Here is a 15,528-nt window from a genome sequence, read left to right as displayed (position 1 = left end):
AATCGATCGATTCACACAGATTTCTTTCTTGAATCTGTGTGAGGAATGAGAAAATCTATCCGGATGAATGTGACCTGCAATAAGAAAAAGATAAATAATAAACTAAATAATATAACATGGGATTTAATGAATTTTTAAGCTCGGTTTTCGGAAACAAATCCACACGAGACATGAAAGAAATCAAGCCCTGGGTGGAAAAGATCAAAGCTGCTTACCCGGAGATTGAAAAACTAGACAACGACGCCCTCCGTGCCAAAACGGAAGAACTCAAAAAATATATCCATGAATCGGCTACTGCTGAACGTGCGAAGGTGGAAGAGTTGAAGGCAAGCATTGAAACTCTCGAACTGGAAGACCGCGAAGAAGTCTTCGCACAAATCGATAAGACAGAAAAAGAAATTCTGGAAAAATATGAAAAAGCACTGGACGAAGTACTGCCTGTTGCTTTTTCTATCGTAAAGGCTACTGCCAAACGTTTTACAGAAAATGAAGAAATCGTCGTAACGGCTACCGACTTCGACCGTCAACTGGCTGCTACAAAAGATTTCGTACGCATCGAAGGCGACAAGGCCATCTATCAGAATCACTGGGTAGCCGGTGGTAACGACACATTGTGGAACATGGTTCACTACGATGTACAGCTCTTTGGTGGTGTCGTTCTGCATAAAGGTAAGATTGCGGAAATGGCAACCGGTGAAGGTAAAACATTGGTGGCTACACTCCCGGTATTCCTCAACGCACTAACCGGAAACGGTGTGCACGTGGTTACCGTGAATGATTACCTCGCCAAACGTGACTCCGAATGGATGGGTCCTCTTTACATGTTCCACGGTTTAAGCGTAGATTGTATCGACCGTCATCAGCCGAACTCCGACGCACGTCGTCAGGCGTATCTGGCGGATATTACTTTCGGTACAAACAACGAATTCGGTTTCGACTATCTGCGTGACAACATGGCTATCAGCCCGAAAGACCTTGTACAACGTCAGCACAATTATGCCATCGTCGATGAGGTCGACTCGGTATTGATTGACGACGCACGTACTCCGTTGATTATCTCCGGTCCTGTACCCAAAGGCGATGACCAGTTGTTCGAGCAACTCCGTCCGCTAGTGGAACGTCTGGTAGAGGCACAAAAGGTACTGGCTACCAAATATCTTTCCGAAGCAAAAAAACTGATCGCATCCAACGATAAGAAAGAGGTGGAAGAAGGATTCCTCGCTTTATACCGCAGCCACAAGGCATTGCCGAAAAACAAGGCTTTGATTAAGTTCCTTAGTGAACAGGGTATCAAGGCAGGTATGCTCAAGACGGAAGAGATCTACATGGAACAGAACAACAAGCGTATGCATGAAGTGACTGATCCGCTGTACTTCGTAATTGACGAAAAACTGAATAGCGTAGACCTGACAGATAAGGGTGTAGACCTGATTACCGGTAACTCTGAAGACCCGACATTATTCGTGCTTCCGGACATCGCCGGACAACTTTCGGAATTGGAAAACCTGAATCTGACCAACGAACAACTGCTTGAAAAGAAAGATGAACTTCTGACAAACTATGCCATCAAATCGGAACGTGTACACACCATCAACCAGCTGTTGAAGGCTTACACCATGTTCGAGAAAGATGATGAATATGTAGTGATCGACGGACAGGTGAAGATCGTAGACGAGCAGACAGGCCGTATCATGGAAGGTCGCCGCTACTCTGACGGATTGCACCAGGCTATCGAAGCCAAGGAACGTGTGAAAGTGGAAGCTGCTACGCAGACCTTTGCAACAATTACTTTGCAAAACTACTTCCGTATGTATCACAAACTGTCCGGTATGACCGGTACTGCTGAAACGGAAGCAGGCGAACTTTGGGATATCTACAAATTGGACGTAGTCGTGATCCCGACCAACCGTCCGATTGCAAGAAAGGATATGAACGACCGCGTTTACAAGACGAAACGCGAAAAGTATAAAGCTGTTATCGAGGAAATCGAAAAATTGGTTCAAGCAGGACGTCCGGTATTGGTGGGTACTACTTCGGTAGAAATCTCCGAAATGTTGAGCAAGATGCTTACCATGCGTAAGATTGAGCACAAGGTATTGAACGCCAAACTGCACCAGAAAGAAGCGGACATCGTTGCTACCGCCGGTTTAAGCGGAACAGTAACCATTGCTACCAATATGGCTGGTCGTGGTACCGACATCAAGTTAAGTCCGGAAGTGAAGGCTGCGGGCGGTTTGGCAATTATCGGTACGGAACGTCACGAATCCCGTCGTGTAGACCGCCAGTTGCGTGGTCGTGCAGGACGTCAGGGTGACCCGGGTTCTTCTGTATTCTTCGTATCACTGGAAGACGATTTGATGCGTCTGTTCTCTTCTGACCGTATTGCCAGCGTAATGGACAAACTTGGTTTCCAGGAAGGCGAAATGATCGAGCACAAGATGATTTCCAATTCTATCGAACGTGCACAGAAGAAAGTGGAAGAAAACAACTTCGGTATTCGTAAACGTCTGTTGGAATATGACGACGTAATGAACAAGCAACGTACAGTGGTTTACACCAAACGTCGCCACGCTTTGATGGGTGAACGTATCGGTATGGACATCGTGAACATGATCTGGGACCGTTGTGCCAATGCTATCGAAAACAATGATTATGAAGGCTGCCAAATGGAACTGCTTCAGACATTAGCAATGGAAACTCCGTTCACTGAAGAAGAATTCCGTAACGAGAAAAAAGAAAAGTTGGCCGAAAAGACTTTCAACATTGCGATGGATAACTTCAAACGCAAAACTGAACGTCTGGCACAGATCGCTAACCCGGTTATCAAACAGGTATATGAAAACCAGGGACACATGTACGAAAACATCCTGATTCCTATTACAGACGGTAAACGGATGTATAATATCTCTTGTAACCTGAAAGCGGCTTACGAATCGGAATCTAAAGAAGTGGTGAAGTCGTTCGAGAAATCAATCTTGCTCCACGTAATCGACGAAGCATGGAAAGAAAACTTGCGCGAACTGGACGAACTGAAACATTCCGTACAGAATGCAAGCTACGAGCAGAAAGACCCGCTATTGATTTATAAACTGGAATCTGTGACTTTGTTTGACGCTATGGTGAACAAGATCAATAACCAGACTATATCTATTTTGATGCGTGGACAAATTCCTGTACAGGAAGCTCCGGATGAATCAGCTGCACGCCGTGTAGAAGTGCGTCAGGCTGCTCCCGAACAACGCCAGGATATGAGCAAGTATCGCGAAAACAAAGAAAATTTGAGTGATCCGAACCAGCAGGCTGCTGCAAGTCAGGATACTCGTGAACAGCAGAAACGTGAACCGATTCGTGCAGAGAAGACAGTAGGTCGTAACGATCCTTGTCCATGCGGAAGCGGGAAAAAGTATAAAAACTGCCACGGAAAGAACCTTTGATTAATTAATAATTAAAAATTAAAGGTTGGAAATTGTAGGGTAATGTGCTTTATGGCATAGTCTCTCTATATTCAACTTATAAAAGAAAGTCTCAAACGGTTAAAAACTGTTTGAGACTTTCTTTTATTCTTCCAAAGTTGTACTTTTGTTCAAATTACTAAATAGAACAAAACTATGGCAAAATCTTATTCACTGGTTTTCATCGTTTTATTCCTGCTGACTCTGGGTAGCTGTCAGAGTCTGGAACAGATCCCCATTGATTATCTGCAACCTGCCGACTTGAGCTTTCCTCCGCAACTCCGGAAAGTAGCTATTGTGAATAACACCAGCGACGCCCCGGATAATAAACTGATAACAGAGACTGAAAAAATTAAAGAAGGTACACCATTGATAAGTCGTGCAACAGCTTATGCCAATGGAGATCCTAAGACAGCCACTGAATCACTGGCAGAAGAAATAGCACAGCAGAACTACTTCGATGAGGTGGTTATCTGTGATTCTGCCTTACGCGCCAATGATAAACTGGCCCGCGAAAGTACATTGAGCCAGGAGGAAGTGCGTCAACTGGCTTCTAACTTGGGAGTGGACTTTATTATTGCGCTGGAAAACCTGCAACTCAAAGCAACAAAGACTGTCCGCTATCTGGATGAGTTCAACTGCTTTCAAGGAGCAGTAGACGTGAAAGTTTATCCCACGGTGAAAGTTTATCTTCCCGAACGCAGCAGACCGATGACTACGCTCCATCCTAATGATAGCATTTTTTGGGAAGAGTTTGGAGGTACAGCCATAGAAGCCGCCACTCGCATGATTCCCGACAAGCAGATGCTGGAAGAAGCGGCAGCATTCGCAGGAACGGTTCCGGTGAAAAATATTGTCCCTATTTGGAAAAAAGGAACACGGTATCTTTATACTGGTGGTTCGGTTCCTATGCGTGACGCTGCCATTTATGTACGCGAAAATTCATGGGACGACGCATACGAACTTTGGCGTCAGGCTTTCGAAGGTACCAAGAACCAAAAGAAAAAAATGCGGGCAGCTCTCAACATTGCTGTTTACTACGAAATGAAAGATAGTTTGGCTAAAGCAGAAGAATGGGCAGAAAAGGCACAACAACTAGCTAAAAAAATAGATAAAAAGAACATCACAGATAGCCCTCAAGCTACCATTGATGATGTGCCGAATTATTATCTTACTACTTTGTATTTAGCTGAACTAAAGGAGAGAAATGCTCAATTACCCAAGTTAAAATTGCAAATGAGCCGATTTAATGATGATTTTTAAGGAAATTGTGTATCAAATCTTATTTTTTTATACCTTTGAACTTATAAAAAGAAGGAACCCATGAAATTGAGCCAACAATCATTATCTATTATCGAATCGGCTATCCAAAAGGCAGTCGCTAAATATGTATGTAGCTGTGAACAAACAGTTGTAACCGATATCCATCTCCAACCGGATCAGGCATCGGGACAACTTAATATTTACAACGATGATGATGAAGAACTGGCAAACATCATGATCGAAGAATGGGCTACTTATGAAGGGGATGATTTCCTTGAAAACGTGGAACCTTCTCTTCGCAACATTCTTTGCAGAATGAAGGATGCCGGAGATTTCGACAAAGTGACTATTCTGAAACCTTATTCTTTCGTTTTGGTAGATGAAGAGAAAGAAACCGTAGCAGAATTGCTGTTGATTGACGACGATACCATACTGGTGAATGATGAATTGCTGAAAGGGTTGGATAAGGAGTTGGACGACTTCTTAAAGGATTTGTTGGAAAAATAAAGAAGAATTGTTGGAGAAATAAGATATCGTTCTTTTTGAATAGAGATCGTTCAAGATCCACATATAAAAAGATAATCGGAAGCAATCAGGATATGTCCTTTATTGCTTCCGATTATTTTATATATATTCCCTATTGATTATTTGTTGTATTTGATTGAGATATTAGCAAGTCTAAGCGGCATGAAGCTGGATACCCCTGCCGGGAGTCTGACCGGTCGCAATCTGATGCAAATATTATCACGGTTCAATAAGGCATCCGGCAACTTAAAGTCATAGACTTTATAACCAGGAATGTTCTTCTCCGTCTGTCCACCTGCAGCCGTTCTATCAAACTGTCCCAGAATGGTAAACTCTGAATTATCTACTTTAATCCATTCACCATTCATCGAATAAGCATATTCAACCACTGCAACAGGGCCACCTCCCCAACTTGCATTCATTTCAACCTGAAGAGACAAGGATGTAGAAATACCTACTGTCGATATTTTGTCTACGTAGAAATATGAACTTGTAGACCACGGTTTACTATTAAAAGCACCGCCTCGCATACGACCATAGTATCCATCGGTCGTGTTAAGGTTAACATCTCCTCTGAAATCATCCTGGAATCCCAGAATGTAGTCTGCATAGGTTTGCTGGAAATATTTATTTCCGTCTTTGCTAAGAAGAGCATTCGCCTGCGATGCCTCGCCACCCGTAGGATGGTAATCCGTAAAAGTAAAAGAGCCTATTTCTTTCCAATCGGGTACATTACAATCCCATTCTACAAGCACAGAAGTGATCTCGTTTATATCACTGATGTTAATATCTTCTCTGTTAAGCGGAAGAATACATAACCGGCTTTCAGAGATGTCGAAATTTGTAAGTTTCACTTTCGCCACCATTCCTGTTATGCTTCCCGAACCTTTAGGAAGTGTTTCGTGAGCATAAGGAGCTTCAAACGCAGTAAGCATATATGTATTAGAACCGTTTTTATCTCTTATACAGGTCGGATAGTATCTGTAATATGCAGGGAACTTTTCTACCCAATAGTTTTTATTAATCTTACGATCGGCAGCTCCCGGGTCAGTAGTCTTGAAATTAGTGAATGCACCTACCGGAGATGCAATCTCGACATCTTTCAGGGTCACAAGACTAAATACCATATTATCCGTAAGTTCAGCAATCGTTCTTTCAGGAATTGTGAAGGTAGAAAGTTCCGAGCTGATTACGTGGGCAGCAGTGATACCGCTAATCAGTCTATAAGTAAAGCTACCCTCTGATTCTTCTCTTATCATTCCATCTTTCAGACACAATGACACTTTGGCAAATTGTGCAAACGTAATTAAAGATTCGGACTCAAACACAACTGTCTCTCCTGCCTCATTCTGAATGACATAGCGATTGCTCGGGAAGTTCTTCGAAGTGCCATTGGCTACGATGGTTCCTTCAACATATACATTGTTAGTAATTCCACCGACAGCATAACCATGTACGGTTGGATAACTGACAAGTTCCGCATTCGCATATTCAGAATATGCTTGCGAGAGATTAATGGTAGCCGTGACCTTACGCTGGTACTGATCGTCATAACTCAACACAATACTTCCTGTACGGGGTGATTGCGAATTTGTTTCCGTATTAAAATAAAGCTTTCCATCACTTATCCTATACTCCTGCACCCAGTTCACCGTTGGCGTAATAACGATATCCGTTTCGGGCACATTGGTAGAGATTTCCATTTCATATTCACCTCCTTTAGTAAACAGCTCCATCTTATCACTGGCAGGAACAATAAATGGATAACGGGATAATTGTTTTATCTTGATTACATCCGCAGTCTTACCATCTTTCGTAAACACACGAATATCACAGAAACGTTCGGAATCACTGATATTCTCATCATAAGTCACAGTGAAATAAGTTCTTGATGACTGGGCTCCACGTATATCCGTAGAGAACCAGGTTGATTCTACAAAATCAATTCGCCACTCGGTATTGGACTTCACCTCCACCTGAACCGGATCACCTTCCGCCTGAAGAATAATCTCATTATTTGTTATTTCCAATATAACGGCTTCATGTTCGTCAGAGCATGACGGAAACATTATGATTGCCATCACAGCCAGAAAAGCTGTCCAGACTATTGAATCTTTAATTTTCATGTTCATCAATTATTAGATTTAATCTCACCTGTTTTATATAGTATCTCATAAGCTTCATTCCGATCATTTAATACAAAGATCTGAAACTTCTCTCCACCCGGATAAACACGCGTAACAACATGTCCGGCAGGCTTTATCTTCAAGCCGTCTTCACCCAGTCTGCTCCTGTTACTGTCTACCATACCGGCAGCAAAAACCGACCGTTCACCAGGATAAAGAGTTTGAGACAGCATCCGGCTCAACGTTGCCGGTTGAGGGTGATAGTAATCCCATACGGGAATTACATAGACTTGTGGTTTCACTTGGGAAATGTAGGTATCGCACATAGCATCAGAATAAGCGTGATGATTGGCAACAACCACATCCGTCTCACCGAGCAATCTGGCTACCGGCGTTTCTATATCAAACCATTCCGGTGCTTTTTCTACGCCCAGAATATCTCCTGCGGAGAAATAATCAAAATTACCGTATGTGATACGAATTCCACAACTGCAACGGTTTTCGTTCAACTGTTCACTTGAAGAGGCTGTAGAAGGCACAAGCTCTTTGGCTGTTGTTCCGCTACCTGTCCAAATTTTACCATTACCCACGATATTACGTACTTCGAATGTAGGATAAGAGCCCGGATCTTTCAAGAGTTTGATCTGACTATTGCTTCCTATTACAAATCCCTCATTCTTTTTACCTTCCCTGTCACGAGCGGCAACATATAATTTATAGTTTGAGATATGAGCACCAGAGACTTTAGCTGCTGTCGGATAATCATAAGTAGGATAACCACGATCTATCAAAGTGGAAATATTGAGAAGATTACCAACATGAGTGATTCCGGTAAGTTTGTAATCCAGTCCTACTTTTTCGATTGCCAGTTTTCCATTCTGTCCGATATGGTCCGTATCAAAGTGAGTGAGCAAGGCATAATCAAGTGCTCCGTTATTTTTTAATGGCAATGAGAAATGTTTTATATATTGAGCAATCCATTCGGCAGGCCGCTTAGAATCATTAGGCACTGCTTTCATAATTTCCTGTGTGCCTGAATGTACTCCTAAATCTCCTGCATCCAATAACATGGTAGTCCCATCCGGAAAAATAAGATAGGCTGCATTACCTCTTCCGGTACTAATCTGATGAATATCCAAATAACCTGCCTGCCACTCCGGAAGGTATTCATACACTTTATCTACTGCATCATCAGGAAAAGGCTTTTCTTGTTGGCAACTTGCGAATGTAGGCAGCAACATGATGGCTCCTAAAAAAAATATCTTGCTATTCATTATATTATTCTTTAATAGTTGATTAATCGATTTGTTTCACACTATAGATACCGGCTTCTTCTTTAGTCATTTCATTGCCGCCTCCGTATCCCGGATTTTGCTTCAAGACATTGCTGACAGAAATTGACTTTTCCGGAATAGGAAAAAGCTCATAATGATCGTCGTTAGTAGGTTTATGATCCCACCAAGAACCTGTTGTATACAACCCCCAACGACGGAGATCGGTACGACGACGCTGTTCACCCAGAAACTCGACCATCCACTCATCAAGAATCCGGTACTTGTCGATATTCGTTTCGGTCACCGGATCAGGATCGGCTTTATTCTCGAAATTGCGTTTACGCACTTCATTGAAAAGATTGGCTGCTTCCTTTTTATAGCCGCTTCTATATTTACATTCAGCAAGCATATAATAGATTTCAGCAAAACGAATAACCGGATAATCCGGATTAAAAGCAATGGTTTTGTCGATATTGTCGGGAACCGGTAGTTTGCACAAACGTATTCCGGAATTCTCTTCCCCGGTACTTATATTGGAGGGAAGCTCATTCACTGAAGAATATTCTCCATCTTTCACTTTCTTGAATTGTGCCACCTGATCGACAAATTCAAGAACCTCACCCGGATATTCGTACAGTCCCGTACACTTCACCTCTGTACCACTTCTTGATGTACGCTGTAATTTTCCATAAAGGAACATTCCTTCGTATTTTCCATTCCCTTTATACAAGTACAATTTTTTACGAAGATCTTTATTGTTGAATTTGGCAAAAGGTCGCCCAAGCTTATCCGTATAGGGATCGCCATTGGGTTTAAGAGACGGCTGAAGATGCATACCATTAGTAGAAGAATAGCCGCTTAGATCAAAATAGTTCTTTGCATTATAATGATTATAGCGTTCGAACTGCCATTGAAACAAAGTGCCTTTTGCATATTGCGACTGAACAGACCACATTACTTCCTTAGATTTATTATTGTCGAAAGTGAAAGGACCGAACCAGTCTTCCTCCAATTCGTAATAACCGTATTTGCCATCTAATAGATCCTGGCAGACCTGCGCACATTCAGCAAAACGGTTCTCTCCCATGTAGACTTCCGCATTAAAATATAATTGAGCAAGAAGGGCGGCGGCAGTTCCTTGACGTAAATAGCCTTCTTCCAGCATATCTGCTCTTTTTTTCTCTAATTTGGGAATAGCGGCAAGCAACAGTTCTTCCACATAATTAAAGGTTTCGCGTGCAGTGGAACGTGGAACTTCCTCGGTAGTAGAGCGCCGGTAAATAGGCATACCCCCATAGAAATCAAGTCCCCGCAGATAAAAATAGGCAACCAATGTCTGAAGTTGCATCTGATGATCTGCTTTCAATTCTTCCGTCATGCCCAGTGATACATAATCCACACCGGATAAGTCTTCCTTACAAGCTAAAGCCATTGCCACTCCCATGCCTACCCCACGCCAGGTTTCTTCGTTGTTGGGGTGAAGAGGTGTCCAGTCGTGATGCTGCAGTTGGGAATATCTGACATCATTGTAATGTATTCCTTTTTGTGTGACACACATCTCATCTGTTGTACATTCTTGAAGAATGGCACGGTCGAATCCGTGAAACCAACGCCAATGTGTGAAAGAGCGTACCAAGAAAGAATAAACAGTTTCCTTAGACGTGAAATAAGTGTCCGGAGTGACTTCGGAATACCACTTCTCATCCAGATTTGTACAACCGGATGACACCAGAAGGGTGAGGAAGGAGATAATGATTAAAATATTTCGTCTCATATCATTTTATTAGTTTATAGGTACTTTAATATTAGAATTGGATTTTCATACCAACGGTATATCTACGAGTTTCAGGATAAATATTATTAAACCATTCATAACCAGGGTCCAGTCCGTTGACATTCACTTCCGGATTAAGTCCTGAATATTTCGTGAAACATGCCACATTCCGGACGGTCAGGTAAAGATCAATCTTATCTATATATTTCTGCCACTTTTTCATGTTAAGAGAATATCCCAGACTAATGGCGTCTATCTTTAAGAAAGTGCCGTCCTCAAGCCAGTAATCGCAAAGCTGCTTTACTTCTTTGATGTGCCGGTTGTCAATGTACGCATTGCGAAGAACGTTCTGGCCTGCTACTTCAGAAAGTCCATAGTACATATTTATGGTATTAAACACGTCGAAATCGATCCAGCTACGCAGGTTGATACCTAAAGAGAGGTTCTTGTAAGTGAAGGTATGATCCCATGATACCATCAATGCAGGAATAGCATTACCGATGTACCGCTTGTCATCATAGGTCTTCTTATCGCTAAGAATCACATTGTCGTTCTTATCATACAGAAGCCATCTTCCATTATCCGTGATACCGGCATATTTCCAGATATAATAGCTTCCGATCTTTGTTCCTGCTTCAATTCTTCCGGCTGATCCGTTCGTTCCCGGTGACGGGAATCCTACACGATCCTGGTAAGTATTATTCCCCCACAAAGAGGTAATTTTGGAAGAAGAATGGGATAGACGCATGGTAGTTGTCCAGTTAAAGTCTTTCGTTTTAACAGGCACTCCGCCAATCTCAAACTCCCATCCGGTATTCTCAAGATTACCATAATTCATGGTCGTTTTCTCGTAAACGGCGGGAGGATTGGGTACACTGATATTGTATAACATTCCGGAAACTCTTCTTTTATATATATCGAACTTTCCAAAAAGCCGGTTATTCAGAAACGCATAATCCAAACCGATGTTAAGCTCTGCTTTCTTTTCCCAATGCAAGTCATTATTGACATTACGAGCCGGTCCATAAGAAGTGATCCATGTACCGTTATAAGGCCACATTGAATTGGAGGAGTACATGGCTGTGGATGCTCCTGCAGAGAAATTGTTATTTCCCGTCACACCATAACCGACACGTACTTTGAGGTCATCAAGAAAACTGACATCATGCAGAAAGGCTTCATTGGATATACGCCATCCACCTGATACAGCCCAGAATGTTCCCCAGCGATGATTCTTTCCAAATTTGGAAGATCCCTCATGACGAACACTTCCGGTAACCATATAGCGATCTTTATAGCTATAATTCGCCCGACCAAAGAAGGAGATAAGACGTTCACGAGGATATTTGTGAGAAGACATAGCTGCTTTTCCATCAGAAAGCCAGCTGCCTGTTCCCATATCCCAAGCTCCTACTCCATCCACAGGGAAATCGAAGTTAGACATATCAAAGTTTTCAGAATTGTTTTCCCAATAGCTATATCCGGCCACCGCACTAACCGTATGGTCATCTGCAAAAACACGCATGAAATTAATGGTAGGTTCAAAAGAAACATTTACTGTTTTACTATATCCGTGAAATCCCTTTCCTTTATAACTTCCATTCAAAGATGTTCTGTGTAATGCGGATACATAATGCGTCTGCTGATACTGGCGATCTTCCCATCCGAGAGTGGCTTGTGCCGAAAATCCGGCAGGCAGATTGAGCTTTACCGTAGCATCCGCCTTGAGCCATTTATCAACATTATCCGTCTGCTTGAGCATAACTTCCGCTAATGGATTGTAATATTCACTACCACCAACCAATACATTATAGCCTGTTTCACTAGTACTATCATAAACATGTTCCGTTGGATTCATCTTCAATGCCATGTCGAAACAGGAACTACTGCTCCGCTGATCCCGATGTGCTTCACGATATTCTGTATGTAAGCCTATTTCCAGCAAGTCATTGAGAAGATTAAAGTTTGCATTGATACGCCCCGAATAATCTTTACGATTATCGCCTATCGCAATACCTTTCTGATCCTGTGCCATAATAGTGGCATATATTCTGGCTGTATGTCCCCCTCCCGAAAGGGTGACAACATGGCGCTGGGAAAGTGCTCCCTCATTTAAAAGTTCACCGTACCAATCGGTAGACGCTCCCAAATCTGTTCCTACACCGAACCTCACGAAAGCATCGCGATCCAGGACCTGTGGTCTTCTGGAAACTTGTTCGGTGGACAGCTCGCCTGTATATGATAATGTGATAGGACCTTCTTTCGCTTTCTTGGTAGTCACGAGAATGACACCACCAGCTGCCCTTGTTCCGTAAATAGCACCTGCAGAGGCATCCTTCAAAACATCAATGGATTGAATATCTTCCTGACTGATAGAACGCAAATCACCACCAGGAATTCCGTCTATCACAATCAAAGGGGAAGAAGAAGCATTGATGGAAGCTACCCCACGAAGCTGGAAACTAGCAGAGGCATTCGGACTGGAAGTTTCGGAAACATTCATACCGGAGATTTTTCCTTTCAGAGCAGTCGCAATGGTAGAGCCTCCCAATCCAGTCACTAAATCTTTTGAAGATATGGAAGTAATGGAGCTGGTCACAGCACGTTTCTCCATTGTTCCATAACCGATAACGACTACTTCATCCAGCAACTGATGATCTTCTTTTAATACCAAAGACAAGCTTGTCCGATTTCCCACCTTTACTTCAAGAGACTGAAAACCGATATATGAAATCAGTAATACAGCATTTGACGCAACTGACAGGTTAAATTTTCCATCCAAATCAGAAACTGTACCTTTCCCGACCACTCCTTTCTCCTGAATACTGGCACCAATCACCGGATCTCCATTCGTATCTACAATCACTCCTTGTATCTTTTTCGAAGTTGCTTCCGTTTGCTCTTGTTTTACCGGTACGGGAACCAGAACGATATACCCTTTTTCTATCTTGTAAGTAAACCCCGTTCCCGCGAGCAACTTATCCAAAACAATAGAGAGTTTTTGTTTCTTAAAATCAACACTCAATGTCCGATTCACATCTATTTTAGTCCGACTATAAGTAATGCTTAATTGAGTCTGACTTTCAATAGCATCAAAAGCTTTCAACAAAGTTATGTTTTTTCCGGCAATAGTAATCAACTGATTCTGCCCATAGATAGTACCCAAAGGGACTATAAAGAATAAGGTTAACAATAAAATACGCAAATTACTGGTATGTTTTATAGTAAAATAAGAATTAAAATTCATACTTTTGTATATTAAATGAATACTACATTTAAGGTTCACTATTTCCTAAAATTTTAAATGATAACGGTATTTATTTCGGGTTGGACAAAAGGATCAGTTTTGTCCAACCTTTTTATGGATGGGTACCTCCTTTCTTACTCTTATTCGCCGGTGAAGCAGCTGTCAGTATCACAACCTTATTGTCTGTGACCTTGCTTTCCATACCTCCGACGGTCATTGTTACAATATGAATTGCTGCTTGAAGAGGTTCGCCCTTTCTAAGCTTAATGGTATATAAATCATTTGTGTATAAATGCGGTTCTGCCTTTATTTCTACATTATAATGTCGTCCCAATGTGTTCAGAATATCCTCCAGATGGCAATCGACAAAATTCAATTCACCACGTGTCCAACCGGAAGCCATCATCACATCTATTTTTCGTTTTTCATAATTCTTAGTCAGGTGATTGTATTCAAGTTGTTCACCGGGAGTAAGAATAAAACAGCTGTCTGGTGCCAGCAGGTTATTGATTTGCACTTTTCCATTTTCAAGAGTTGTAATCGTTTTCCTGTCTTCCGAATATGCCTGTATATTAAACTTCGTACCTAAAGCACGAACTGATAACAAAGATGTCTTGACAATAAACGGATGTTTCTTATCCTTATGGACATCAAAATTCGCCTCTCCGGAAAGATAAACAGTACGTGTATCGCCTCGAAAGCTTTTCGGGTAAATGATACTGCTCTCCGAATTGATCTGTACCTTTGTCCCATCCGGCAAAGTCAATTCTCCCCGTTCACCCATGGGAACAATATATTCTACCAATTTGCAAGAATCAGTATAATCATTTATATAATACCACGATAATAGCACTGAAAATAAGGGGATTAATATCATAGAAGCAATGCGAAGAAGTGGTTTGATTTCCCAATGCGGTTTTATTATCGGATTTGCAAGTCCCGCTTTACGCCGGACCTCATACCATGAACGCCGGGTAGCCTCATCAGGTTCAGCGATGATATTCATCCACTCTTCCTGTATAGCTTCTTCTTTATCTTCTGCATCAGCAGGAGAAACCAGCCAACGCCAAAACTTCATCTGCAAGGAGTTTTGCAGGGGATGGCGAACAAAAAAATGTATTAGTTCTGATATGCTTTTCTTCTTCATGATTTTATCCGTTTATTAATAAGATGCACGAGATAGAATACACACACAGTCTAAAAGCTATTTTTTCTACTTTTTTTGAGAAAGGAGAATAAAAGAAGAGTTTTTGTCAATAGGAAGTGGTTTTATTTAGAAAAGATAAAAGTGCTTCAGCATCTTGCGGATATCAGCCAATGCTTGTGTGAGATGGTTTTCTACAGTCCGTTTGTTTATTGCAAGCAGTTGCGCTATCTCATCATTGTTTTTGCCTTCTTTACGGCTCATCTCATAAATTCTTTTTCGTTGGGCGGGCATTTGCTCTACCGTATGCTGTATCAACAACAGTAATTCTTCAGCAAACATATTTTCTTCGATGTTTCCCGCACCCTCATTCTGCTGACGGGAAAGATTCTCCTGTTGCTTTTCTCCATATTCATTCACCAAAAGTATATGTCGTAAATGCTGGTACACAGCATTCCGGGAAGTCCGATAAAGGTAGGCATTCAGATTTTCGATTTTTGCCATCTCCTCACGCTTCTGCCATAGTTTGAGGAGAATATCTTGTGCAAAGTCCTCGGCCGTTATATCATCCTGAAGCAAACCGGATATAAAACGTTTCACTCTCGGGAAATAACGCATAAACAAAACCTCAAAAGCTTTCTCATCTCCTCGTGACAAAGCTCTCAACAGTATTTGCTCTTCTGTAAATTCCATTTGCAACTATTGTGTTTAAGTATTAGTTGC

At 41.9% G+C, this 15,528-nt stretch carries 9 protein-coding genes; 3 read left to right on the top strand and 6 right to left on the bottom strand.

All coding sequences use genetic code 11. The features are described 5' to 3' along the window. Positions 1-116: 116 nt before the first annotated feature. From secA to HMPREF9010_RS03940, 3 genes are all read left to right on the top strand, one after another. A complete protein-coding gene (gene secA, locus HMPREF9010_RS03930) occupies positions 117-3,434 on the top strand; it encodes a preprotein translocase subunit SecA (RefSeq protein ID WP_004301872.1) in 3,318 nt (1,105 codons plus the stop codon). A gap of 174 nt (positions 3,435-3,608) precedes the next feature. Further along, positions 3,609-4,715 (top strand): DUF6340 family protein, encoded by a 1,107-nt coding sequence (locus HMPREF9010_RS03935; protein WP_004304650.1) that lies wholly within the window; start codon positions 3,609-3,611, stop codon positions 4,713-4,715. Between the two features lie 60 nt (positions 4,716-4,775). After that, positions 4,776-5,222: a hypothetical protein gene (locus HMPREF9010_RS03940; protein ID WP_004301870.1), complete on the top strand. Its 447-nt coding sequence runs from the start codon at positions 4,776-4,778 to the stop codon at positions 5,220-5,222. Positions 5,223-5,359: 137 nt separating this feature from the next. Here the strand turns inward: HMPREF9010_RS03940 and HMPREF9010_RS03945 are convergent, their stop codons facing one another. The 6 genes from HMPREF9010_RS03945 to HMPREF9010_RS03970 form a co-directional block, all read right to left on the bottom strand. Further along, positions 5,360-7,372 carry a DUF5689 domain-containing protein gene (locus tag HMPREF9010_RS03945; RefSeq protein WP_008651002.1) on the bottom strand — a complete coding sequence of 671 codons (2,013 nt, stop codon included), beginning with the start codon at positions 7,370-7,372 and terminating at the stop codon, positions 5,360-5,362. Then, positions 7,372-8,640, bottom strand: a complete 1,269-nt coding sequence (locus HMPREF9010_RS03950) for a ComEC/Rec2 family competence protein (RefSeq protein WP_004304648.1) — start codon at positions 8,638-8,640, stop codon at positions 7,372-7,374. Before HMPREF9010_RS03950 ends, HMPREF9010_RS03945 begins: the two co-directional genes overlap by 1 nt. Before the next feature lie 22 nt (positions 8,641-8,662). Further along, complete coding sequence (locus tag HMPREF9010_RS03955) at positions 8,663-10,414, bottom strand: RagB/SusD family nutrient uptake outer membrane protein (protein ID WP_004301867.1); 1,752 nt, start codon at positions 10,412-10,414, stop codon at positions 8,663-8,665. A 31-nt stretch (positions 10,415-10,445) separates the two neighbouring features. Continuing rightward, complete coding sequence (locus tag HMPREF9010_RS03960) at positions 10,446-13,661, bottom strand: SusC/RagA family TonB-linked outer membrane protein (RefSeq protein WP_008651000.1); 3,216 nt, start codon at positions 13,659-13,661, stop codon at positions 10,446-10,448. Between the two features lie 112 nt (positions 13,662-13,773). Continuing rightward, the gene (locus HMPREF9010_RS03965) at positions 13,774-14,808 is read right to left on the bottom strand and encodes a FecR family protein (protein WP_004301865.1); all 1,035 of its coding nucleotides are present in this window, start codon (positions 14,806-14,808) and stop codon (positions 13,774-13,776) included. Positions 14,809-14,934: 126 nt separating this feature from the next. Continuing rightward, positions 14,935-15,498 carry an RNA polymerase sigma-70 factor gene (locus HMPREF9010_RS03970; protein ID WP_004304646.1) on the bottom strand — a complete coding sequence of 188 codons (564 nt, stop codon included), beginning with the start codon at positions 15,496-15,498 and terminating at the stop codon, positions 14,935-14,937. Positions 15,499-15,528: the final 30 nt, after the last annotated feature.

Source organism: Bacteroides sp. 3_1_23, from assembly GCF_000162555.1.
Classification (GTDB): Bacteria; Bacteroidota; Bacteroidia; order Bacteroidales; family Bacteroidaceae; genus Bacteroides; species Bacteroides ovatus.
The sequence above is the reverse complement of the archived record's forward strand: the minus strand, read 5'-3'. Positions and strand labels throughout refer to the sequence as shown.

What these genes read in the sequence shown, in the direction of transcription:
- secA (WP_004301872.1), top strand. Translation starts at nt 117, where the DNA reads ATGGGATTTAATGAATTTTTAAGCTCGGTTTTCGGAAACAAATCCACA.
- HMPREF9010_RS03935 (WP_004304650.1), top strand. Translation starts at nt 3,609, where the DNA reads ATGGCAAAATCTTATTCACTGGTTTTCATCGTTTTATTCCTGCTGACT.
- HMPREF9010_RS03940 (WP_004301870.1), top strand. Translation starts at nt 4,776, where the DNA reads ATGAAATTGAGCCAACAATCATTATCTATTATCGAATCGGCTATCCAA.
- HMPREF9010_RS03945 (WP_008651002.1), bottom strand. Translation starts at nt 7,372, where the DNA reads ATGAACATGAAAATTAAAGATTCAATAGTCTGGACAGCTTTTCTGGCT.
- HMPREF9010_RS03950 (WP_004304648.1), bottom strand. Translation starts at nt 8,640, where the DNA reads ATGAATAGCAAGATATTTTTTTTAGGAGCCATCATGTTGCTGCCTACA.
- HMPREF9010_RS03955 (WP_004301867.1), bottom strand. Translation starts at nt 10,414, where the DNA reads ATGAGACGAAATATTTTAATCATTATCTCCTTCCTCACCCTTCTGGTG.
- HMPREF9010_RS03960 (WP_008651000.1), bottom strand. Translation starts at nt 13,661, where the DNA reads ATGAATTTTAATTCTTATTTTACTATAAAACATACCAGTAATTTGCGT.
- HMPREF9010_RS03965 (WP_004301865.1), bottom strand. Translation starts at nt 14,808, where the DNA reads ATGAAGAAGAAAAGCATATCAGAACTAATACATTTTTTTGTTCGCCAT.
- HMPREF9010_RS03970 (WP_004304646.1), bottom strand. Translation starts at nt 15,498, where the DNA reads ATGGAATTTACAGAAGAGCAAATACTGTTGAGAGCTTTGTCACGAGGA.